The 20,599-nt window shown below is 67.6% G+C and carries 20 protein-coding genes; 17 read left to right on the forward strand and 3 right to left on the reverse strand.

The genetic code is table 11. The annotated features are described in order from the left end of the window. The first annotated feature begins 46 nt into the window (after window positions 1-46). The 9 genes from IEX88_RS21175 (at window position 47) to IEX88_RS21215 (ending at window position 9,983) form a co-directional block, all read left to right on the forward strand. A complete protein-coding gene (locus IEX88_RS21175; RefSeq protein ID WP_188854478.1) occupies window positions 47-1,084 on the forward strand; it encodes an aldo/keto reductase in 1,038 nt (345 codons plus the stop codon). A 30-nt stretch (window positions 1,085-1,114) separates the two neighbouring features. Next, complete coding sequence (locus IEX88_RS21180) at window positions 1,115-1,978, forward strand: amidohydrolase family protein (RefSeq protein WP_188854479.1); 864 nt, start codon at window positions 1,115-1,117, stop codon at window positions 1,976-1,978. Between the two features lie 405 nt (window positions 1,979-2,383). Then, window positions 2,384-3,532, forward strand: coding sequence for an ABC transporter ATP-binding protein (locus tag IEX88_RS21185; protein ID WP_188854480.1), 1,149 nt, complete (start codon window positions 2,384-2,386; stop codon window positions 3,530-3,532). Next, entirely contained in the window at window positions 3,529-4,455 is a 927-nt protein-coding gene (locus IEX88_RS21190; protein WP_188854481.1) for a carbohydrate ABC transporter permease, read from the forward strand. Before IEX88_RS21185 ends, IEX88_RS21190 begins: the two co-directional genes overlap by 4 nt. Further along, window positions 4,455-5,276, forward strand: a complete 822-nt coding sequence (locus tag IEX88_RS21195; protein WP_188854482.1) for a carbohydrate ABC transporter permease — start codon at window positions 4,455-4,457, stop codon at window positions 5,274-5,276. The genes IEX88_RS21190 and IEX88_RS21195 overlap by 1 nt, the downstream gene beginning before the upstream one ends. A 47-nt stretch (window positions 5,277-5,323) precedes the next feature. Further along, entirely contained in the window at window positions 5,324-6,619 is a 1,296-nt protein-coding gene (locus IEX88_RS21200) for an ABC transporter substrate-binding protein (protein WP_188854483.1), read from the forward strand. 71 nt (window positions 6,620-6,690) lie between these two features. Beyond that, window positions 6,691-7,491, forward strand: coding sequence for a phosphodiesterase (locus IEX88_RS21205; protein ID WP_188854484.1), 801 nt, complete (start codon window positions 6,691-6,693; stop codon window positions 7,489-7,491). A gap of 289 nt (window positions 7,492-7,780) precedes the next feature. Continuing rightward, window positions 7,781-9,229, forward strand: a complete 1,449-nt coding sequence (locus IEX88_RS21210) for a Ppx/GppA phosphatase family protein (protein WP_373289642.1) — start codon at window positions 7,781-7,783, stop codon at window positions 9,227-9,229. Window positions 9,230-9,260: 31 nt separating this feature from the next. Further along, window positions 9,261-9,983, forward strand: coding sequence for an RlmE family RNA methyltransferase (locus IEX88_RS21215; protein WP_188854485.1), 723 nt, complete (start codon window positions 9,261-9,263; stop codon window positions 9,981-9,983). A 223-nt stretch (window positions 9,984-10,206) separates the two neighbouring features. Here IEX88_RS21215 and IEX88_RS21220 read toward each other — a convergent pair whose 3' ends face one another. Continuing rightward, the gene (locus IEX88_RS21220; RefSeq protein ID WP_188854486.1) at window positions 10,207-11,595 is read right to left on the reverse strand and encodes an MFS transporter; all 1,389 of its coding nucleotides are present in this window, start codon (window positions 11,593-11,595) and stop codon (window positions 10,207-10,209) included. A gap of 255 nt (window positions 11,596-11,850) precedes the next feature. On the opposite strand from IEX88_RS21220, the gene IEX88_RS21225 reads away from it, so the two are divergent. Beyond that, window positions 11,851-12,885 (forward strand): MBL fold metallo-hydrolase, encoded by a 1,035-nt coding sequence (locus tag IEX88_RS21225; RefSeq protein ID WP_244640416.1) that lies wholly within the window; start codon window positions 11,851-11,853, stop codon window positions 12,883-12,885. Between the two features lie 4 nt (window positions 12,886-12,889). Here the strand turns inward: IEX88_RS21225 and IEX88_RS21230 are convergent, their stop codons facing one another. Beyond that, entirely contained in the window at window positions 12,890-13,132 is a 243-nt protein-coding gene (locus IEX88_RS21230; RefSeq protein ID WP_210319315.1) for an excalibur calcium-binding domain-containing protein, read from the reverse strand. A gap of 221 nt (window positions 13,133-13,353) precedes the next feature. Here IEX88_RS21230 and guaB point away from each other — a divergent pair, with 221 nt between their 5' ends. Then, a complete protein-coding gene (gene guaB, locus IEX88_RS21235) occupies window positions 13,354-14,850 on the forward strand; it encodes an IMP dehydrogenase (protein WP_188854487.1) in 1,497 nt (498 codons plus the stop codon). 112 nt (window positions 14,851-14,962) lie between these two features. Next, entirely contained in the window at window positions 14,963-15,406 is a 444-nt protein-coding gene (locus IEX88_RS21240; protein ID WP_188854488.1) for an MAPEG family protein, read from the forward strand. Window positions 15,407-15,451: 45 nt separating this feature from the next. Here IEX88_RS21240 and IEX88_RS21245 read toward each other — a convergent pair whose 3' ends face one another. Then, on the reverse strand, window positions 15,452-16,360 hold the full coding sequence (locus IEX88_RS21245) for a hydrogen peroxide-inducible genes activator (RefSeq protein WP_188854489.1): 909 nt from the start codon (window positions 16,358-16,360) through the stop codon (window positions 15,452-15,454). 101 nt (window positions 16,361-16,461) lie between these two features. Between IEX88_RS21245 and katA the strand changes: the two genes are divergently transcribed. The 5 genes from katA (at window position 16,462) to IEX88_RS21270 (ending at window position 20,566) form a co-directional block, all read left to right on the forward strand. Then, on the forward strand, window positions 16,462-17,961 hold the full coding sequence (katA, locus tag IEX88_RS21250) for a catalase KatA (protein ID WP_188854490.1): 1,500 nt from the start codon (window positions 16,462-16,464) through the stop codon (window positions 17,959-17,961). Window positions 17,962-18,088: 127 nt separating this feature from the next. Next, a complete protein-coding gene (locus IEX88_RS21255) occupies window positions 18,089-18,361 on the forward strand; it encodes a type II toxin-antitoxin system prevent-host-death family antitoxin (RefSeq protein ID WP_188854491.1) in 273 nt (90 codons plus the stop codon). A 3-nt stretch (window positions 18,362-18,364) separates the two neighbouring features. After that, window positions 18,365-18,772 (forward strand): type II toxin-antitoxin system VapC family toxin, encoded by a 408-nt coding sequence (locus IEX88_RS21260; protein ID WP_188854492.1) that lies wholly within the window; start codon window positions 18,365-18,367, stop codon window positions 18,770-18,772. A gap of 52 nt (window positions 18,773-18,824) precedes the next feature. Then, entirely contained in the window at window positions 18,825-20,120 is a 1,296-nt protein-coding gene (locus IEX88_RS21265; RefSeq protein WP_188854493.1) for an RsmB/NOP family class I SAM-dependent RNA methyltransferase, read from the forward strand. Next, window positions 20,117-20,566 carry a TspO/MBR family protein gene (locus tag IEX88_RS21270; protein ID WP_188854494.1) on the forward strand — a complete coding sequence of 150 codons (450 nt, stop codon included), beginning with the start codon at window positions 20,117-20,119 and terminating at the stop codon, window positions 20,564-20,566. The genes IEX88_RS21265 and IEX88_RS21270 overlap by 4 nt, the downstream gene beginning before the upstream one ends. Window positions 20,567-20,599: the final 33 nt, after the last annotated feature.

Here is a 20,599-nt window from a genome sequence, read left to right on the forward strand (position 1 = left end):
GGCGTCACATGCCACAAGACTCGCCCGCGACCCGAACCGAAAGGCCATGGCCATGAAGGCATCCGACAAGAAGCGCCTGAAGCGCGCCGACATCGAACTGACCCTGCTCGGCATGGGCACGGCGCCGCTCGGCGGGCTCTACGCGCCGGTGCCGCTGGCAGACGCACGCGCCGCCCTGCAGGCCGCCTGGGACGCCGGCATCCGCCACTTCGACGCCGCGCCGATGTATGGTCTCGGCCGTTCCGAGCATCTGGTCGGCGAACTCCTGCGCGAGGCCGATCGCGACAGCTTTTGCCTGTCGACCAAGGTCGGCCGGCTGATGAGCTTCGACCGGCCGGGCCGCACCTTGCCGCCCGAACCGCCAAAGAACGAGTTCGACTCCGGCTGGCACAACGGCCTGCCCTTTCGCGAAGTGTTCGACTATTCCTACGACGCGATCCTGCGCTCCTACGATGATTCCTGCCAGCGCACCGGGCTCGGCCGGCTGGACGTCCTATTCGTGCACGACATCGGCCGCGTCACCCATGGCGAGCTGCACGACCATCACTGGGCGGCCCTGACCAAGGGCGGCGGCTTCAAGGCGCTGCAGGAACTGAAGGCGGCGGGCCTGATCGCCGGCTTCGGCCTCGGCGTCAACGAGTGGCAGGTGATCCGCGACGCGATGGGCGAGGCCGATCTCGACATCTGCCTGCTCGCCGGCCGCTACACCCTGCTCGACGGCGATGCCGCCGAAACCTTTCTGCCGCTGGCGCTGAAGCGGGATGTCGACCTCGTCATCGGCGGCGTCTTCAATTCCGGCATCCTCGCCTCCTCGTCCGGCCGCAAGAAGTTCAACTATGTCGACGCGCCGGCCGAGGTGCTCGCCCGGGTCGAGCGCCTCGAAGCCGTCTGCCGCGATTTTGGCGTCGCCTTGCCGGCCGCAGCAATCCAGTATCCGCTGCGCCATCCCGCGGTGACCAACGTCGTCATCGGCGCCAAGACGGCGGCGCAGGTGCAGCAGAACGTCGCCTGGTTCGAGCAGCCGATCCCCGAGGCCCTGTGGGAAAGGCTCGAGAGCGACGGGCAGATCCCGGCGCTCGGCTGACATCCTTTCTCCTCTTTCGCGAGGTCTTGCATGCTCAAGAGTTCCAGCCAGCCGATCACCGGCGTGACGATCGACAGCCACCAGCATTTCTGGAAGATCGACCGCGGCGATTATGGCTGGATGGGGCCGCATGTGGAGCCGCTGCGGCGGGACTTCCTGCCGGAGGATCTGCGCCCGCTGCTGGCGCGGGCCGGTATCGACCGCACCGTTCTGGTCCAGGCGGCCGAGACCGAGGCGGAGACCGAGTTCCTGCTCGGCCTTGCCGCCGAGACCGACTTCGTCGCCGGCGTCGTCGGCTGGCTCGATATGGACGACGACGGCTTCCCGGAGCGGCTGGCGCAGTTCCAGGAGAATCCCTGGTTCGTCGGCCTGCGCCCGATGCTGCAGGACCTCGACGACGACGCCTGGATCCTCAGGCCGCGCGTGCTGCGCCACCTCGCTCTGGTGGCGGAATCGGGCCTCGCCTTCGACATCCTCACCTTCCCGCGTCACCTGCCGCACGTGATCGAGGCGCTGAAGGCGATCCCCGGCCTACGCGCGGTCGTCGACCACCTGTCGAAGCCCGCAATCGCCGACGGCACGCTGGATCCTTGGCGCGACCACATGACGGCCATCGCCGCCTTCCCCGGTGTTTCGTGCAAGGTCTCCGGCATGGTCACCGAAGCTGGGCCGAACTGGGCGCTCGCGGACCTCGCGCCCTTCGTCGATCATGTCGCGACCGCCTTCGGCGAGGACCGTCTGATGTTCGGCAGCGACTGGCCGGTGGCGACGCTGGCCGCCTCCTATGGCGAGGTCGGCCATGCCGCCCGCGCTCTGCTCGGCCGGCATTTCGGTCCTGAGGGGATGGCGAAGATCTTTGGCGGCAACGCGGAGCGGTTCTACCGCCTGGCCTAGCGGCGAAAGGCCCGCGAGGCGCCGGCGCGATTGTCGCCAGGTCTCGCCCGACGTTCCGGTCCGCCCTCCTGCGGATCGCCCGCGCCCCACCGCCTCAGCCGGGCAGGGCGCTTAGCCCACCGCGTGCTTCACTCCGATAGGCTCCCGCCCGCCCGTCGCCGCTCTCCCGGACCTGGCTGAGGCCTCGCCCGGCGGAAATCGGACGCCGCCGCGCCGGCGCGGGGCGTGCCGATGTGGACGGGGTCCGGCGCCGTCCGCCGGGGTCGGTCATGCCGTGCGTTCGGCGGCCACTTTGGGCCACTGAGCGCACCGCCAGGGCAGGAGGCCCGGCGGCGAGGCGCATATTCGTACTGTCGTCATACTGTCATCGCACCGCGGCATAGCACCCCCGAAACGGAGTGCTAAATGACGCCACAATCCATTCAGCTGTCGGGAATCGGCAAAGGCTTCGGCGACGGCGATGTCCTCAAGGATATCGATCTCGCCGTCGAGCCCGGCGAGTTTCTGTCGCTGGTCGGCATGTCCGGCTGCGGCAAGTCCACCCTCTTGCGCATCATCGCCGGCCTGGAGGCGCCCGACCGCGGCCGCGTCTCGATCGGCGGCGAGGACGTGACGGGGACCGATCCGAGCGACCGCAACCTCGCCATGGTGTTCCAGTCCTACGCGCTCTATCCGCATATGACCGTCGGCCAGAACATCGCGACGCCGCTCCGCATGCGCCGCCTGTCGCTCGCCGAGCGGCTGCCGCTGGTGGGCCGGACGATCCCGGGACGCGCCGGTCGCCTCGCCGAGATCCAGGCGGAGGTCGCGCGCGCGGCCGATGCCCTGGAGATCGGCCATCTGCTCGATCGCAAGCCGGCGCAGCTGTCCGGCGGCCAGCGCCAGCGCGTCGCGCTCGCCCGCGCCCTCGTTCGCTCGCCCGCCGCGTTCCTGATGGACGAGCCCTTGTCCAACCTCGATGCCAAGCTGCGCACCCACATGCGCGAGGAATTGACGAGCCTGCACCGCCGCCTCGGCGCGACCTTCGTCTACGTCACTCACGACCAGGTCGAGGCGATGACCATGTCCGACCGCATCGCGCTGATGTCGGCGGGGCGCATCGAGCAGCTGGGAACGCCGGACGAACTCTACCAGCGTCCGGCGACGCTGATGGTGGCGGGTTTCATCGGCACGCCGTCGATCAACCTCCTGCCGGCCGAGATCGCCGCCTCCGGCATGGTGTCCGTCTTCGGCCGGGACATCGGCCTCGCCTCGACTGGCAGCCTCGCCGGACCCGCGACCGTCGGGCTTCGGGCCGAGGATGTCGCGCCGGCGCCGGTGGGGCTCGCCGCCCGTGTCCTGCGCACAGAGACCCAGGGCCCCGACCGCTTCGTCACCTGCCAGCTCCTCGACGACGCGGCCGTGCGGATCGTCATGCGGCAGAAGACGGGCGAGCCGATCGGCGCGGATGCCGACGGCCTGTTGCATCTCGGCTTCGCCCGGGACCGTGCCCATCTCTTCGGTGCCGACGGCGTGCGTTGCAGGACCGTGGTGTCGGATCGGGTGGCTGCATGAGCCTCGCCGTCTCCGCGCCGACAGGGGTGGCCCCCGCCGTTTCGCAAAAATCGTCCGCCGCGCGCCGGATGGCGCGCCGCGGCCTTTTGTTCGCCGCGCCCGCCAGCCTTCTCCTTCTGGCCATCTACATCGTGCCGATGGTCGTGCTCGCCGGCTTCGCGGTGACCGACTACCAGCTCGGCGCGCTGTCGACCCGCTTCGTCGGGCTCGACAATTTCGGCAATGCCTTCGGCGACGCGGTCTTCCTGCGCTCGCTCGGCAACACCTTCCTCTATGCGGCCATCGTCATTCCCGCCGGCGTCTTCCTGGCGCTCGGCATCGCGCTCCTCGTCTATGGCCGAAAGCGCAGCCGGGCCTTCTGGGAGGTGGCCTACTTCCTGCCCGTCACCGCAACGCTCGTCGCGATGGCGACGGTCTGGCAGTTCCTGCTGCATCCCGCGCTCGGGCCGGTGAACGCCGCGATCAAGGCGTTCGGCTACGAGCCGGTGGCTTTTCTGTCAAACCCCGCCCTCCTCATTCCGACCATGGCGATGATCGGCGTCTGGCAGATCCTCGGCTTCAACATGGTGCTGTTCCTGGCCGGGCTCACCGCCATCCCCCGGGATCTGCACGAAGCCGCGCGGCTGGATGGCGCGAAGAGCCCGATCGACCGCTTCCTCACGGTGACCTGGCCGATGCTCGGGCCCACCACGATGTTCGTGGTCGTCACCACCTCGATCTCCGCCTTCAAGGTGTTCGAGACGGTGGCGGTGCTGACCAAGGGCCGCTTCGGCTCGGAGACCCTGCTCTTCGACCTCTATCTCGAGGGCTTCGAGTATTCGAACACCGGCTACGCCGCGGCGCTGACGCTCGTCTTCCTCGCCTTCGTGCTGATCCTCTCGATCGGGCAGACGCTCTATCTCGACCGCAAGGTGCACTACTGATGGTGGCGCTCCGACGATACCTGCCGCATCTCTTCCTGGCGCTCGGCGCCTTCGTGATGCTCCTGCCCTTCTACTGGATGGCGCTGACCTCGATCCGCTCGCCGGCGGAAATCTTCGACGTCTCGCTTTGGCCGATCCCGAAGAGCTTTGCCGCCGTCGAAAACTATGCCCGCGCTGTCGGCGAGGTGCCGATGGCCCGCTTCATGCTGAACGGGGTGATCGTCTGCACCGGCATTCTGGTCGTCCAGGTCCTCACTGCGGTTCCGGCCGCCTACGCCTTGGCCAAGCTGCGCTTTCCCGGCAAGCGGCTGCTGCTGACGCTGGTGATCGCTGCCCTCTGCGTGCCGATGCAGGCCCTAGCCTTGCCGCTCTTCGTCGGGCTGGCCAAGGCAGACCTCCTCAACACCTACTTCGCGATGATGGCGCCGTTCTTCCTGTCGGTCTTCGCCATCTTCCTCTTCCACCAGTCGTTCCGCGGCTATCCCGACGAGGTCATCGAGGCGGCGCGGATGGATGGGTTCTCGGAGATGGAGATCTGCTGGGGACTGGTGCTGCGCGGCTCGCTGCCCTCGCTTGCCGCCTTCGCGATCTTCTCGCTGGTGGCCCACTGGAACGATCTCTACTGGCCGATGATCGTCGTCACCGACACGCAACTCGCGCCGCCGCCGCTCGGCATGCTGCTTTTCGCAGACGTCGAATCCGGCGCCAACTACGGCGCCCTGATGGCCGGCGCCGCCATCATCACCGCCCCGATGGTGATCTGCTTCCTCCTTGCCCGCCGCCACTTCATCGCGGGCATCACCATGGCCGGCGTCAAGTGACACCGGCCGTCTCGTCCTCCCCACCCGACACCAAGCTGGAGACTGCCATGACCATCACCCGACGGACCGCACTCAGCGGTCTGGCCATCGGCCTCACCCTTGCCGGCCTCGGCCGGCCCGCCTTCGCGGCCGAGGACGTGACGCTCGAGGTTCTCTACAACCTGCCGGGCTTCACGAAATTCCATCAGCCGCTGGCTGACGAATTCATGAAGAACAACCCGGGCATCAAGATCAACTTCCTCGCCCCGGCCCCCGGCTACAACGAAGGCCAGCAGCAGGTGCTGCGCGCCGCCGTCACCGGCAACCTGCCCGACGTCTACTTCTCCGGCTACAATCTGACGGCCGAACTCGTGCACACGCTCCTGCCGCGCCAGCAGATCACCGATCTCGGCCCGTTCATCGAGGCCGAAGGCGGCAAGACCTTCCTCGACAAGAACTACAGCCCGAAGATGGCCGCCCTCGGTCAGATCGACGGCAAGCAGTACGGCCTGCCCGTCAACGCCTCCTCGCCGATCATCTACATCAATTCGGAGCTGGTGACGAAGGCCGGCGGCGATCCCGACAACATGCCGAAGACCTTTCCCGGCCTGATCGAACTGGCCGCCAAGATCCATGCGCTCGACCCGAAGATCGCCGGCATGGGCTATGACATCAACGGCTGGCCGGACGACTGGCTGTGGCAGGCGCTGATCTTCGAACAGGGCGGCACGCTCGTCGACCCCGCGACGAAGACCGTCGCCTTCGATAACGAGATCGGTCTCAACGCGCTGAAGATGACGCGCCAGTTCGTCACCGAGGGCGGCCAGACGCTGCTCGACTGGGACCAGTCGCGCCAGCAGTTCGGCGCGGGCCTGACCGGCTTCATCTTCTCGACCCCGGCGCATGTGCAGACGATCGAAGGCCTGGTCGGCGAACGCTTCGAGCTGAAGACCGCGACCTTCCCGCTCGACAATGCCGAAAAGGGCGGCGTGCCGACCGGCGGCAACTCGGCCGTGATCCTGACGCAGGACAAGGCCCGGCAGGACGCGGCGTGGAAGTACCTGAAGTGGGTGACCGGCCCCGAGGCGCAGAACACCATCGTGCGCATCACCGGCTACCTCCCGACGAACCAGCTGGCGACGGGCCCGGACTTTCTCGAGCCCTATTATGCCGAGCATCCGAACGTGAAGACCGCGTCGCTCCAGGCCGATCGTTCGATGCCCTGGGCCGGCTATCCCGGCGGTGATTCCGTCCGCATCTGGCGCACCCAGCGCGACATCATCGGCACCGTCATGCGCGGCGAGGTGACACCCGAGGAAGGCCTCAAGCAGATCGTCGAGCAGACCAACGCCCTGATGAAATGAACTGAGACCGCCTTTCGAGACAGCTGCGGGAGCCTCGCTTCCGCAGCTTTTTCTTTGCCCGGAGAAGACCCATGAAGATCATCCAGCTCACCGACACCCATCTGATGCCACCGGGCGTGGTCGTGAACGGCGTCGACCCGGAAGCCCAGCTGCGCGCCGCCGTGGCGGACATCCTGGAAAAGCATGCCGACGCCGACCTCCTGGTCGTCACCGGAGACCTCTGCAATTACGGCGACCCCGAAGCCTATGCGCTGCTGCGCGAGATCCTGGCGCCTGTCCCCTTCGCGGTGCGGCTGCTCCTCGGTAACCATGACGACCGGCCGGCCTTCGTCGAGGCCTTCCCTGACCATCCGCGCGATGAGCGTGGCTATGTCCAATCCGTCCTGGATACGGCTTTCGGGCGGCTGCTGTTTCTCGACAGCCACGAGCACGGCGTCATCGGCGGCATCTACGGCGCGGATCGCCTAGCCTGGCTCGAAGGGGCCCTGGCCAATGCCGGCGACCTGCCGGTGACCGTGTTCATCCACCATCCGCCGATCGATTCTGGGATCGGGCATTTCGAGGCGATCGGCATGCATGACGACGGGGAGATCATGAAGCGCCTCAGCGCCCACCGGCCCGGCATTCGCCACATCCTGTTCGGCCATATTCATGTGCCGCTGTCCGGCACCAGCGCCGAGGGCATCGCCTACTCCTCCGGCCAGGCCTGTTCGCACCGCTTCATCACCGACCTCGAGGCCCGTGATCCCTGGTGGACGGGCGGCAATCCCTGCTATCGTGTGGTCCTTCTGGACGGACACGGGCTGCGCGCCTACGGCGCCGAAGTCGGCCAGATCCCGACCGAGCGGGCGCCCATCTGCGAAGGGCCGTGATCCCCGCCATTACGGGTCCGAGGGGAGGGGCGGCGGCGAAGGTCCGGCGTCGCCTTCGCCCCGGAAAGAACTGGTTCGGCGATGGAATTCGCGGTGCGTCTCGCCTCTCGGGGGCGGGGTGAAAGCCCCGAAGGCGGCATTGCTGCCCTTGTGCGTCCGGCGACCTTCTTGATACACTTGTTCCAACCACGGAACCAAGGCGCAAGAGCCAGCCTCCACGGCCGTTCGGCGCCGGAGAGAAATAGTGAGTATCGATGAACGTCAAGGGAGACTGCATCCGCCATCGACCATGATCCCGCAGGAAGCGGGATTCGACCGCTTCATGGCGGCCGAAGGGGATGAAGCGACTCAGGAGCCGGCGGCGCGCGGTGACGCGGCGACGCGGACCGAGGGCGCCCGGCAGGCAAAGCCATCCACGGGCAAGGCAGGCGAAACGTCGGCGCTGACGAAACGGCAGCGGCGCCGTCGTCGCAAGGCCGCCAGCCCGAGCGAGCCGGCGACCGGCGAAGCTTTGCCGTCCGTCGAGCGGACCGGAACGGTCGGCAAGCCGCCGCGCCGTCGGCGACGCAAGCCGGGCGTTGGCGGCGACGGCGGAATGGCGGCCGGTGCTCCGAAGCCCGCCGTGCCCGCGCGGTCGACGCCGGACTCTCTGCCCAAGGCCGCGTCTTTCGGCCCCGCGCGAATCCAGGATTTGCCGCCGAGCGAGCCGGCCGGCGATGCACCGCGGCCGCCCGTCTATGCCGCGCTCGATCTCGGCACCAACAATTGCCGCTTGCTCGTCGCGGTGCCGACGCGGCCCGGTCAGTTCCGGGTCATCGACGCCTTCTCGCGCATCGTCCGGCTGGGCGAGGGACTCGGGCGGACCGGTCGGCTCGCCGGCCCGGCCATGGACCGCGCCATCGGGGCTCTCGCGATCTGCAGCCAGAAGCTCGCGGCCCGTCAGGTGGCCGGCGCGCGCCTCATCGCGACCGAGGCCTGCCGCGCCGCGGCCAATGGCGAGGAGTTCATCGAGCGCGTCGCGCGCGAAACCGGTCTCGTGCTGGAGATCGTCAGCCGCGAATCCGAGGCGCGGCTGGCCGTTTCCGGCTGCGGCTCGCTGGTCGACCGCTCGGCCAAGGGCGCCGTTCTGTTCGACATCGGCGGCGGTTCGTCGGAGATCGCTTTGCTCGATCTGCGGGGCGGCTATTCCCGCCGGCTGTCGAGCCATATCGTCGCCTGGACCTCGCTGCCGGTCGGCGTCGTCTCCCTGGCCGAGCGCCATGGCGGGCGCGACGTCTCGGCGGCCCTGTTCGAGACGATGATCGGCGAGGTGATCGAGGGCATCGAAGGGTTCGCTGGAAGGCATGCGCTGGACGAGCTGGTCGGCGGCGACAATTTCCACCTGCTCGGCACCTCCGGCACGGTGACGACGCTCGCCGGCGTGCATCTCGGGCTCGAGCGCTACGACCGCCGCCAGGTCGACGGACTCTGGCTCGATGATGCCGATGTCACCGAGCTGGTGGCGCGCATCGCCGGCTGGAGTTTCGAGGAACGCGTCGCCAACCCTTGCATCGGCAGCGACCGTGCCGATCTTGTGCTGGCGGGCTGCGCCATTCTCGAGGCGATTCGCCGGGTCTGGCCGTCGCAGCGCCTGCGCGTCGCCGATCGCGGCCTGCGCGAGGGCCTGCTCACCGAAATGATGGTCGCCGACGGGGTCTGGCGCAAAGGCGCGCCCCTGCGCCAGAAGGCAATGGCATGACGATGGGTATGACAGACGCGGGCCGGGCCCTGTGACCGGCGGCAGAGGCGACGACCGCGGCCTGACCGTTCGCGTCAAGAAGGGCAAGCTGAAGGCCTCCTCGCGGGCCTGGCTCGAACGCCATCTCAACGACCCCTATGTCCGGCGGTCGAAGGCCGACGGCTATCGCTCGCGCGCCGCCTACAAGCTCTCGGAGATCGACGACCGCTACAAGATCCTGAAGCGCGGCATGCGCGTCGTCGATCTGGGCGCCGCGCCCGGTGGCTGGACGCAGGTCGCGGTCGAGCGCTGCGCCTCGGTGACGGCGGAATCGCGCATTGCGGCGATCGACTACCTGCCGGTCGATCCGATCCCCGGCGCGACGCTGCTGCTGCTCGACTTCCTCGACGAGAGCGCGCCGCAGATGCTCCTGGATTCGCTCGACGGCGCGCCGGACATCGTCCTTTCCGACATGGCCGCGCCGACCACCGGCCACCGCCGCACCGACCATTTGAAGACCATGTATCTCTGCGAGGTCGCGGCGGACTTCGCCATCCGCGTGCTGAAGCCGGGCGGGCATTTCCTGACCAAGACGTTCCAGGGCGGCACCGAGAACGAGCTGCTCGCCATGCTGAAGCGCCACTTCACCAGCGTCCACCACGTCAAGCCGCCGGCCAGCCGCGAGGATTCCGTCGAGCTCTACCTCCTGGCCAAGGGTTTCAAGGGTCGTCGCGAGGAAGTCGTCGAGGACGAAGACGTGTCGCCGCTCGGCTGACGGAAGCGGTTTCTGGCGAAACGATGCTGACGTCGCCGCCCTCTCGCTTTCCTCCTGGCTCTCGCCCTTCTACTGGCTCTCGCCCTCTCCACCCTCTCGCCCTCACCCTGAGCCTGTCGAAGGGCGAGGGCCGGCACGCCATGGACGCGCCGTGCGGGATCCCTCGTGGTTCGACAAGCTCACCATGAGGGATCCTTGATGTGTCGCGCGAAGTTCTGTTCGCCTACTCCGCCGGAACACGCTGGCCGGAGACTTCCGCGCCCGCCAGGCGGGGCAGGCGGATGAAAGCCAGAGCCGCGAGCATCGTGACGACGCCGACGATGAGGAAGGCCGCCGAGAAGTCGGCGAGGGTCGGCAGGTCGGTCCCGCCGAGCACCATGCCGATTTCGAGGATGCCGCCCGCCATGGCGACGCCGGTGGCGACCGACACCTGCTGGAAGGCGGCGAGCATCGAGGTCGCGTCGCCGGCCCGGTTGGACGGCACGTCGGCAAAGGCCAGCGTGTTGATCGAGGTGAAGAACAGCGACCGGAAGAAGCCGCCGATCAAGAGCAGCACCACCAGCACCGCGATCGGCGTCTCCGGCCGATAGAAGGCGATCGTCCCCATCAGGAAGCCGCCGAGAAGGCCGGTGCCGATCAGCGTGGCGCGGAAGCCGAAGCGGCGCAGGATCGGCCGCGCCAGGAACTTCATCATCATCGCGCCGCCGATCGAGACGGCGCTGATGATGCCCGATTCCAGCGGCGTGTAGCCGAAGCCGAGCTGCAGCATCAGCGGGAAGAGGAAGGGCACGGCGCCGGAGCCGACGCGGAAGATCGCCCCGCCGACGATGGCGGCGCGAAGGGTTTCGATCCGCAGCAGCCTGAGTTCGACCACCGGCCGCTCGTGGCGGGCGGCGTGCCGGATATAGGCGAAGGCCGCGACCGCGCCGACGACGACCATGGCGAGGCCGAACACCGGCGGCAGCGCCGGCAGCGACACCACGGACAGCCCGAACACCACGCCGGCGCAGGCGAGGCCGGACAGACCGAACCCCTTCCAGTCGAAGGTGATGCCCGGGATCTTCTCGACGAAGGGCAAAAACTTCGTCGCCAGGAGAATGCCGGCGATGCCGATCGGCAGGTTGATGATGAAGATCCAGCGCCAGTCGGCATAGGTGGCGATGGCGCCGCCGATCGGCGGCCCGACGAGGGGGCCGATGAGGGCGGGAATGGTGAACCAGGCCATGGCCGAGACGAGGTCCGATTTCGGCACCGCCCGCACCAGCAGGAGCCGTCCGACCGGCGTCATCATCGCGCCGCCCATGCCCTGCAGGAAGCGGGCCGCGACGAAGGCCTCCAGCGAATGGGCCAGCGCACAAGCGAGCGAGCCGAGGACGAAGACGCCGATGGCCAGGCGGAACACCGTCTTGGCGCCGAACCGGTCGGCCATGCGCCCGGAAATCGGGATGAACACCGCCAGCGCCACATAGTAGCTCGTCAGCGCGAGCTTCAGCGCGATCGGGCTGGTGCCGATATCGCGCGCGATGGTGGCGAGCGAGGTGGCGATGACCGTCGAATCCATGTTCTCCATGAACAGGGCGACGGCGAGCACGATGGGCACGATGCGTTTCAAGGGAACCGAATTCGGCAGGAGGGATTTGCTAAGCCCGGCTGACGAAGTCGGGGGTTATCCGGGAGATAGAACCTTTTCCGGTGGTTGGAAATGCCGGGGCCTCACTTCCCCGTGTTCCCGGCTTGCCGATCGCCGAGCGCGGCACACCTGCCGCTACGTGCGACTTCCTTTCGCAACCCTTTGCGTTTGACGGCACGGTGTCACCCGGTGACGGTGCGGCCAGGCCCGTCACGCGCCACAACCCAGGAGTTCCCGATGACCGATCCCGTTGTTACGCAGGATTCAGGCGATCTGAACCGACGCGGCGCCATGAAGCTGGCCGTCGGGACGGCCGCCGCCGGCCTTCTGTTTCCGACCCTTGCCCAGGCCCAGAGCACGACGGCGCCTGCGGCGGCCGAGGTTCCCGCTCCCACGCCCTCGCCGCTGCCGCAGACGCCCGGCTGGCGCAGCGTGATGATCGGCGAGGCGCGCGTGACCATGGTGCTCGACGGCATCCGGCCCGGCGACGGCCCGCACCCGACCTTCGGCGAGAACCAGAGCGCCGAGACCGTCGCCGAACTGATGCGCGACAATCTCCTGCCGGAGACGCGCTTCGCCAACGGCTTCATCCCCGTCATCGTCGAGATCGCGGAGCAGCGGGTCCTGTTCGATACGGGCTTTGGTCCCGGCGGCCGCGAGAACGGCATGGGGCAATTGGCCGAACGCATGGCCGACGCCGGCTACGCGCCCGAGGACATCGACATCGTGGTGTTGACCCACATGCACGGCGATCACATCGGCGGGCTGATGGGCGAGGACGGCCCGGCCTTTGCCAATGCCCGCTATGTCGCCGGACAGGTGGAGTACGACTTCTGGACCTCGGACGAGGCCAAGAGTGGCGCCCGCGCCGGCAATGCCGAGCTCGTCGCCAAGAATGTCGTGCCGCTGAAGTACAAGATCACCTTCGTCGGCGAGGGCGCGGAGGTCGTGCCGGGCATCGTCGCCCATGAGGCCTTCGGTCATTCGCCGGGCCATCTCGTCTTCACCGTCACCTCGGGCGACCAGACGCTCTGGCTGACCGCCGACACCGCCAACCATTTCGTCGCCTCGCTGCAGAAGCCCGACTGGGAAGTGCGCTTCGACATGGACAAGGCGGCGGCGATCGCCACGCGCCGGAAGATCTTCGACAAGATCGCCGCCGACCGGGTGCCGTTCATCGGCTATCACATGCCGTTCCCCGGCATCGGCTACGTCCAGACGATCGAGGGCGGCTACCGCTTCGTGCCGCTGACCTATCAGCTGGACGTCTGAGCGCTCAGCGCGAACAGCCGATCTCGGCCATGATGGCGACGACATCGGCGCGCGAACGGCAGACGTTCTCGCAGGGGATGCCATCCCCGTCGCCGTCGGCGCGAGGATGGCTCCCCGCGCACCAGGCGACCACCGCCTCGCGGCAGTTCGAATAATTCTTGCAGCTGGCCGCGGCAACGCTCTGCGTCGAAACCGCCAGAGCCAGGATGGCGGCCAGCGGGCGGAAGAGGACGAGCGGGCGTGCCATTGCATGCTTCTTTCGTGATAAACTTTAGGTTGTGTAGGCCGCGACGGCCGGGGGCACAAGCGACGGCGGTCGGCGGGGCCGAGGCATCCGCCACTGAAGCCTGTTCATAAGCCCCATCCGGCTTCCCTCCGGCGCGCCGCCGTGCTAGCAGCCCTTGCCAATCCTTCACCGCGGGCGGTCCTGACCGGACCCGGCGGTTTCTTTATTTTGGGGACTGGCACATGGCTCGCATCATCGAGACCGCCACTGGCGCAACGGCTCTCACCTTCGACGACGTGCTGCTCCAGCCGGGGCACTCCGAGGTCATGCCGGGACAGGCGGACGTGCGCACCCGCATCACCAAGACGCTCTCCCTGAACCTCCCCATCATCTCGGCGGCGATGGACACGGTCACCGAGGCACGGCTCGCCATCGCCATGGCGCAGGCCGGCGGCATCGGCGTCATCCACCGCAACTTGACGCCCGAGGAGCAGGCGGAAGCCGTGCGCCAGGTGAAGAAGTTCGAGAGCGGCATGGTGGTCAATCCCGTCACCATTCATCCCAATGCGACGCTGGGCGACGCCCGTGCGCTGATGAACCAGCACCGCATTTCCGGCATCCCCGTCGTCGCCAATGACGGACCGGTGCGCGGCCTCCTCGTCGGCATCCTGACCAACCGCGACGTGCGCTTCGCCACCGACGACAGCCAGCCCGTCCACGAGCTGATGACCAAGAACAACCTGATCACCGTGCGCGAGAGCGTCGATCAGGCCGAGGCCAAGCGTCTCCTGCACCATCACCGCATCGAAAAGCTCGTCGTCGTCGACGATTCCAACCGCTGCATCGGCCTCATCACCGTCAAGGACATGGAGAAGACGCAGCTCAACCCCAACGCCTCCAAGGACGCGCAGGGGCGGCTTCTGGCGGCGGCGGCGACCAGCGTCGGCGACGACGGTTTCGAGCGGGCCGAGCGGCTGATCGATGCGGGCATCGACCTCATCGTCGTCGACACCGCGCACGGCCATTCGCAGCGCGTGCTGGATGCCGTGGCGCGGGTGAAGCGGATGTCGAACGACGTGCAGGTGATCGCCGGCAACGTCGCGACGCCCTCGGGAACCAAGGCGCTGATCGACGCGGGCGCCGACGGCATCAAGGTCGGCATCGGCCCGGGCTCGATCTGCACCACGCGCATCGTCGCCGGCGTCGGCGTGCCGCAGCTCTCGGCCATCATGGGCGCCTGCGAGGAGGCCGACAAAGCAGGCATCCCGGTGATCGCCGATGGCGGCATCAAGTATTCCGGCGATCTCGCCAAGGCGCTCGCCGCGGGGGCATCGGCGGCGATGATCGGCTCGCTGCTCGCCGGCACCGACGAGAGCCCCGGCGAGGTCTATCTCTACCAGGGCCGCTCGTTCAAATCCTACCGCGGCATGGGCTCGGTCGGCGCCATGGCGCGCGGCTCGGCCGACCGCTACTTCCAGGCCGAGGTGCGCGACACGCTGAAGCTGGTGCCGGAAGGCATCGAGGGCCAGGTGCCCTACAAGGGCCAGGTCTCGGCCGTGCTGCATCAGCTCGCCGGCGGCCTGCGCGCCGCCATGGGCTATGTCGGCGCCGCCAATCTCGAGGATTTCCGCAACAAGGCGGAATTCGTGCGGATCTCCAATGCCGGCCTGCGCGAAAGCCACGCGCATGACGTCACCATCACCCGGGAAAGCCCGAACTATCCGGGTTCCGGCCTGTAAGGCAGGCTGGCTTTGCGCCGCCGCCACGCCATCTACAGTCCTTGTTTCGCATGATCCTTTCCGAAGGGCGGCCATCCGCCTTTCGGGATCTTGCTTCAGGGAGCGCTGACGGATGAACGGCAATATCGCCATCTTCTGGCCGATGATCGTGCAGGGTTTTCTGACCCTCTTGGTCTACGTCTTCGTCGTGACGCGCCGGGGCGCGGCGGTCAAAGCCGGCGAGGCCCGGCGGGACGCCTTCCGGATCCCGGCGGGCGAGCCGGCGACGAGCGCGGCGGCGGTTCGCAACCTGGCGAACCAGTTCGAACTGCCGGTGCTGTTCTACGTGGTCTGCCTGGCGCTCTACATCACCAATGGCGCCTCCTGGCTCGCCGTCGTCGTCGCCTGGATCTTTGCGGTCTCACGGCTCGTCCACGCGGCGATCCACCTCGGACCGAACACGATCGCGCTGCGCATGCCGGCCTTCGCGGTCGGTGTCGCCGCCGTCGCAGTGCTGTGGATCATCCTTGCTGTCCATGTCGCCAATATCGGTGCGGTCCTCTCCCCCGGCGCATGAGGGTTGCCGACGACGCCCGTCGGCGGCGTCGTCCTCTCCCTGGGCTCAGTCCGCCCGCGGCGCTGCCGCGGCCATGCAGTCGCGGATGATCAACGCGAGCGCCTCAAAATCGCGCCGGCGCGCCGTCGTCGGGCGGAAGGCGAGAGCGAGCGTGCGCGCCGGTGCCGGTTCTTCGAAGGGCAGGATGCGGATGCCGCCGCCGCGGCTTTCCGCCTCCACCGCCATGTCGGGAATGAGCGTGGCGCCGAGCCCGCCCGCCACCATGCGCAGGATGGTCGTCAGGCTCGTCGCGCCGAGGCTGGCGAGCTGGCTCGCCTCGACCAGCTCACAGATCTTCAGCGCCTGATCGCGCAGGCAGTGGCCTTCTTCCAAAAGGATCAGACGCTCGGTCGCCAGCGTCCCGATCGAGACGGTGCCCTCGAAGCGCTCGCTGCCGACGGCGGGGACGGCCAGGTGAAAGCGATCCTCGAACAGGTCGATCGACTCCAGCCCGGGCTCCTCCAGCGGCAGAGCGAGGACCACGCCGTCGAGATCGCCCTGCAGGACGTCGCGCACCAGCGAGGCGGTGACGCTTTCGCGGATCTCGCAATCGAGCCGCGGATGATCGCGCGCCAGCCGCGGCAGCAGCGGCGGCAGCAGATAGGGGGCGACGGTGGCGATCAGCCCCAGCCGCAGCCGCCCGCCGAGCACCTCGCCATGCGCCGTGCCGAGCCCCTCGATGTCGCGAAAATCGGTCAGCAGCCGGCGCACCCGGCCGCGCAGCATCTCGCCGTCGGCGGTGAGCGTCACCCCGGACGGCCGGCGCTCGAACAGCGGGCCGCCGAACCCTTCCTCCATCGCCGCGATCTGCGCCGACAGCGCCGGCTGGCTGATGTTCAACTGGCGCGCGGCCCGCCCGAAATGCAGCGTGTCGGCCAGGGCCTCGAAATAGCGGAGCTGTCGGATGGTGAGCATCGCCATCACATAAACTGATCGGATGACCAAGCAAATACGATTTGCGATTATCCCTCGATTGGCCCATTTAGCTTGGAAACATTCCAGAGCGAGGTGACCCCATGAGCGACAAGATTCTGACGACGACAGCCGGAGCGCCGGTTCCCGACAACCAGAACTCCTGGACCGCCGGCGAGCGTGGCCCGCTTCTCATTCAGGACTACCAGCTGATCGAAAAGCTGGCCCACCAGAACCGCGAGCGCATTCCCGAGCGGGTCGTCCATGCCAAGGGCTGGGGTGCGCACGGCACGCTGAAGATCACCGGCGACATCTCGAAATACACCAAGGCCAAAGTCTTCCAGCCCGGCACCGAGACCCCGATGCTCGCCCGCTTCTCGACCGTCGCCGGCGAGATGGGTGCGGCCGACGCCGAGCGCGACGTGCGCGGCTTCGCGCTGAAGTTCTACACCGAGGAAGGCAACTGGGATCTCGTCGGCAACAACACGCCGGTGTTCTTCGTCCGCGACGCCTACAAGTTTCCCGACTTCATCCACACCCAGAAGCGCCACCCGAAGACCAACATGCGCTCGCCGACCGCGATGTGGGACTTCTGGTCGCTCTCCCCCGAGAGCCTGCACCAGGTGACGATTCTGATGTCGGATCGCGGCCTGCCGCAGACACCGATGAACATGAACGGCTACGGCAGCCACACCTTCTCGTTCTGGAACGATGCCGGCGAGCGCTACTGGGTGAAGTTCCACTTCAAGACCATGCAGGGCCACAAGCACTACACCAACGAGGAAGCCGACCAGATCATCGGCAAGACGCGCGAGAGCTATCAGGAAGCGCTGTTCGGTGGCATCGAGAAGGGCGAATTCCCGCGCTGGAAGGTGCAGGTCCAGATCATGCCCGAGATGGACGCGGAAAAGACCAGCTACAACCCGTTCGATCTCACCAAGGTCTGGCCGCATTCGGACTATCCGCCGATCGACGTCGGCGTGATGGAGCTGAACCGCAACGCCGACAACTATTTTGCCGAGATCGAGAACGCCGCCTTCTCGCCGTCGAACATCGTGCCCGGTATCGGCTTCTCCCCGGACAAGATGCTGCAGGCGCGCATTTTCTCCTATGCTGACGCCCACCGTCACCGCCTCGGCACGCATTACGAGTCGATCCCGGTCAACCGGCCGAAGAACGAGGTGCACCACTATCACCGCGATGGCCAGATGAACGTCTATGGCGGCATCAAGACCGGCAATCCCGATGCCTATTACGAGCCGAATTCGATGAACGGCCCGGTCGAGCAGCCCTCCGCCAAGGAGCCGCCGCTGCGCATCCACGGCGATGCGGACCGCTACAGCCACCGCATCGGCAATGACGACTACAGCCAGGTGACGGCGCTGTTCAACCTGTTCGACGACGGCCAGAAGGCGCGGCTGTTCGCCAACATCGCGGCCGCCATGTCCGGCATTCCGCAGGAGATCGCCGAACGCCAGCTGGCGCATTTCGACAAGGTCGACCCGGCCTATGGTGCCGGCGTGCGCATGGCCCGCCAGACCATGGACGGCCGCGAGCCGGCAATCTCGGTGACGCCGCAGACGCCGCAGCAGGCGGCCGAGTAACCGCGGCAGGCGATAGCGACAGAGTAAACGAAGGCCGGGAGCGATCCCGGCCTTCGTCGTTGGGGGAGCGATTGTCGGCCTGGGTGTCTGGACGTATGATCGAGGCGCCGACGACGGAGACCGCCCGATGGGATCGAACTGGACGCTGAAGGACGCAGAGACCGAATTCGTGGCGATCGCCGAGGCCGCCAAGGCCGGCGATCCGCAGCGCGTGACCATGCCGGGCGACGGCGCGGTGGTCGTCGTCTCCGCTGCCGACTACGATCGCCTGTCGAAACGACCGAAGACGCTCGTCGAACACATTCTGGAGTTTCCGAAACTGCCGGATGACTGCCAGGACCTGTTCGACAAGACCGAACCGCTATTAATGGATATTCGCGAGATCGATTTCGACGAGTAAACGATGCTGCTGCTCGATACGATGGTCGTCTCCGAGACGGCAAAGCTGCGGCCGGATCCGAGGGTCCGCGCTTGGCTGGATGTGACCGATCCGGCTTTGTTTCACGTGAGTGTCATCACGCTCGGCGAGATCGCGGCCGGGATCGAAAAGAAGCGTCTGTCCGATCCACTTTTCTCCGCACGCCTCGATCGCTGGGCAGACAATCTGCGGGAGGATTTCCGTGACAGGACCTTTTTTATCACGACCGAGATCGCTTTGCGTTGGGGGCGGCTCTTTGTGCTACTGAAGCGTCGTGACATGGATCTCCTCATCGCCGCGACCGCGCTGGAGCACGACCTCACCGTCGTCACGCGCAACACCCGTCACTTCGAGCCGACCGGTGCGAAGCTTCTGAACCCTTACGAAACGTGATTCCTTTGACCTTTGATCTGACGACGCCGACCTTCGCCGCGAGTGTGCTCGCATGAGGCTCGGTGGACGCATCGCTGCAGCGATTGAAATTCTGACCGACACCGCCACGCGCCGCCGTCCCGTGGCCGACGCCTTGAAGGACTGGGGCCTCGCGCACCGCTTCGCCGGCTCCGGCGACCGCGCCGCCATCGGCAACATCGTCTACGACGTCCTGCGCCGCCGCCGCTCCTATGGCTGGCGCATGGGCAATGACAGCCCGCGCGCGCTCGTCTTCGCCGCGCTGATGGACAGCGAAAACCTCGATGCCGAGGCGATGCTGGCCGCGCTCGAGGGTGATCGCTTCGCCCCCGAAATGCCGTCGGCTGCCGACCTGCAGCGCTTTGCCGCCAGCGACATCACGCAGGCCCCCGCCGCCGTACGCGCCGACCTGCCGGACTGGCTGGCGAAGGCCTTCGAGACCTCGCTGGGCGAGGACTGGATCGCCGAGGCCGAAGCCATGTCCGCTCGCCCGCCGCTCGACATGCGCGTCAATTCGCAGCTGTCCACCCGCGATCAGGTGATCGAGGCCCTGTCGCCGTTCAACGCGGTTCCGGCGGCGCTGGCGCCGCAGGGCCTGCGCATCGCGCCGATCGTCGGCGGTGGTCGTCACCCCAATGTCCAGGCCGAGGGCGCCTTCCAGAAGGGCTGGTTCGAGATCCAGGACGAGGGCTCGCAGATCGCCGCCGCCCTCGTCGGCGCCAGGCCCGGCGAACAGGTGCTCGATTTCTGCGCCGGTGCCGGTGGCAAGTCGCTGGCACTCGCCGCCGGCATGGAAGGGCAGGGCATGGTGCATGCCTACGACGCCGACAAGCAGCGCCTGGCGCCGATCTACGAGCGGGTGAAGCGCGCGGAAGCATCAAACATCACCGTGCACGGTCCGCGCGAAGATCTCTTCGAGCTCGACGCCGCGATGGACCGCGTCGTCGTCGACGCGCCCTGCACCGGCACAGGCACCTGGCGCCGCCGCCCCGACGCCAAATGGCGGCTGTCGGCCTCGGCGGTCGACAAGCGTGCCGCCGAGCAGGACACGGCGCTCGACGCGGCGGCCCGCTTCGTCAAGCCGGGCGGCACGCTCGCCTACATCACCTGTTCGCTGCTGCGGGCTGAGAACGCCGACCGCATCGAGGCTTTTCTCCAGCGCCACCGCGACTTCTCCGCCGGCGACAGCCCGGCCGCCTGGGCCGAAGCCATGCCGGACGCGCCAAAATCCTACCGGGCCGAGACCGTCGGCTGGGGAACGGCGCTGACGCTGACGCCGCGTCTCACCGGCACCGACGGCTTCTTCTTCGCCAAGCTCGTCCGCCAGTGAAAAACTTCGCGGTCCTTGCCCTGTTCCTCGCCGTTTCGCTCGGCGGGGGCTTCTTCATGGGCATCTCGAACCCGCCCGGCGCCTGGTATGCCGGGTTGAACCAGCCCTGGTTCCAGCCGCCGAACTGGCTGTTCGCGCCGGCCTGGACGATCCTCTACGTCTGCATCGGGTTCGCTGGTTGGCGCGTCTGGCGCGCCGGCCTGAAGACGCCCCTGCGCATCTGGGCGGTGCAGATGGCCTTCAACCTCTGCTGGTCGCCCCTGTTCTTCGGCTGGCACCTGGCCTTCGCGGCGCTGCTCGTCCTCATCGGCATGCTCTTAGCGATCCTCGCCTTCATCGCCGTCACCTGGCGCACCGAACGCCCGGCGGCGCTGCTGTTCCTGCCCTATGCCGCCTGGGTCGGCTTCGCCGGGCTTCTCAACGGCGCGATATGGTGGTTGAACTGAGGCATTCCGCCGGCTTCCGGCCGGCGCGAGGGG

The organism is Aureimonas glaciei, assembly GCF_014643375.1.
GTDB lineage: Bacteria > Pseudomonadota > Alphaproteobacteria > Rhizobiales > Rhizobiaceae > Plantimonas > Plantimonas glaciei.

What these genes read in the sequence shown, in the direction of transcription:
- IEX88_RS21175 (WP_188854478.1), top strand. Translation starts at nt 47, where the DNA reads ATGGCCATGAAGGCATCCGACAAGAAGCGCCTGAAGCGCGCCGACATC.
- IEX88_RS21180 (WP_188854479.1), top strand. Translation starts at nt 1,115, where the DNA reads ATGCTCAAGAGTTCCAGCCAGCCGATCACCGGCGTGACGATCGACAGC.
- IEX88_RS21185 (WP_188854480.1), top strand. Translation starts at nt 2,384, where the DNA reads ATGACGCCACAATCCATTCAGCTGTCGGGAATCGGCAAAGGCTTCGGC.
- IEX88_RS21190 (WP_188854481.1), top strand. Translation starts at nt 3,529, where the DNA reads ATGAGCCTCGCCGTCTCCGCGCCGACAGGGGTGGCCCCCGCCGTTTCG.
- IEX88_RS21195 (WP_188854482.1), top strand. Translation starts at nt 4,455, where the DNA reads ATGGTGGCGCTCCGACGATACCTGCCGCATCTCTTCCTGGCGCTCGGC.
- IEX88_RS21200 (WP_188854483.1), top strand. Translation starts at nt 5,324, where the DNA reads ATGACCATCACCCGACGGACCGCACTCAGCGGTCTGGCCATCGGCCTC.
- IEX88_RS21205 (WP_188854484.1), top strand. Translation starts at nt 6,691, where the DNA reads ATGAAGATCATCCAGCTCACCGACACCCATCTGATGCCACCGGGCGTG.
- IEX88_RS21210 (WP_373289642.1), top strand. Translation starts at nt 7,781, where the DNA reads ATGATCCCGCAGGAAGCGGGATTCGACCGCTTCATGGCGGCCGAAGGG.
- IEX88_RS21225 (WP_244640416.1), top strand. Translation starts at nt 11,851, where the DNA reads ATGACCGATCCCGTTGTTACGCAGGATTCAGGCGATCTGAACCGACGC.
- IEX88_RS21230 (WP_210319315.1), bottom strand. Translation starts at nt 13,132, where the DNA reads ATGGCACGCCCGCTCGTCCTCTTCCGCCCGCTGGCCGCCATCCTGGCT.
- guaB (WP_188854487.1), top strand. Translation starts at nt 13,354, where the DNA reads ATGGCTCGCATCATCGAGACCGCCACTGGCGCAACGGCTCTCACCTTC.
- IEX88_RS21240 (WP_188854488.1), top strand. Translation starts at nt 14,963, where the DNA reads ATGAACGGCAATATCGCCATCTTCTGGCCGATGATCGTGCAGGGTTTT.
- IEX88_RS21245 (WP_188854489.1), bottom strand. Translation starts at nt 16,360, where the DNA reads ATGCTCACCATCCGACAGCTCCGCTATTTCGAGGCCCTGGCCGACACG.
- katA (WP_188854490.1), top strand. Translation starts at nt 16,462, where the DNA reads ATGAGCGACAAGATTCTGACGACGACAGCCGGAGCGCCGGTTCCCGAC.
- IEX88_RS21255 (WP_188854491.1), top strand. Translation starts at nt 18,089, where the DNA reads ATGGGATCGAACTGGACGCTGAAGGACGCAGAGACCGAATTCGTGGCG.
- IEX88_RS21260 (WP_188854492.1), top strand. Translation starts at nt 18,365, where the DNA reads ATGCTGCTGCTCGATACGATGGTCGTCTCCGAGACGGCAAAGCTGCGG.
- IEX88_RS21265 (WP_188854493.1), top strand. Translation starts at nt 18,825, where the DNA reads ATGAGGCTCGGTGGACGCATCGCTGCAGCGATTGAAATTCTGACCGAC.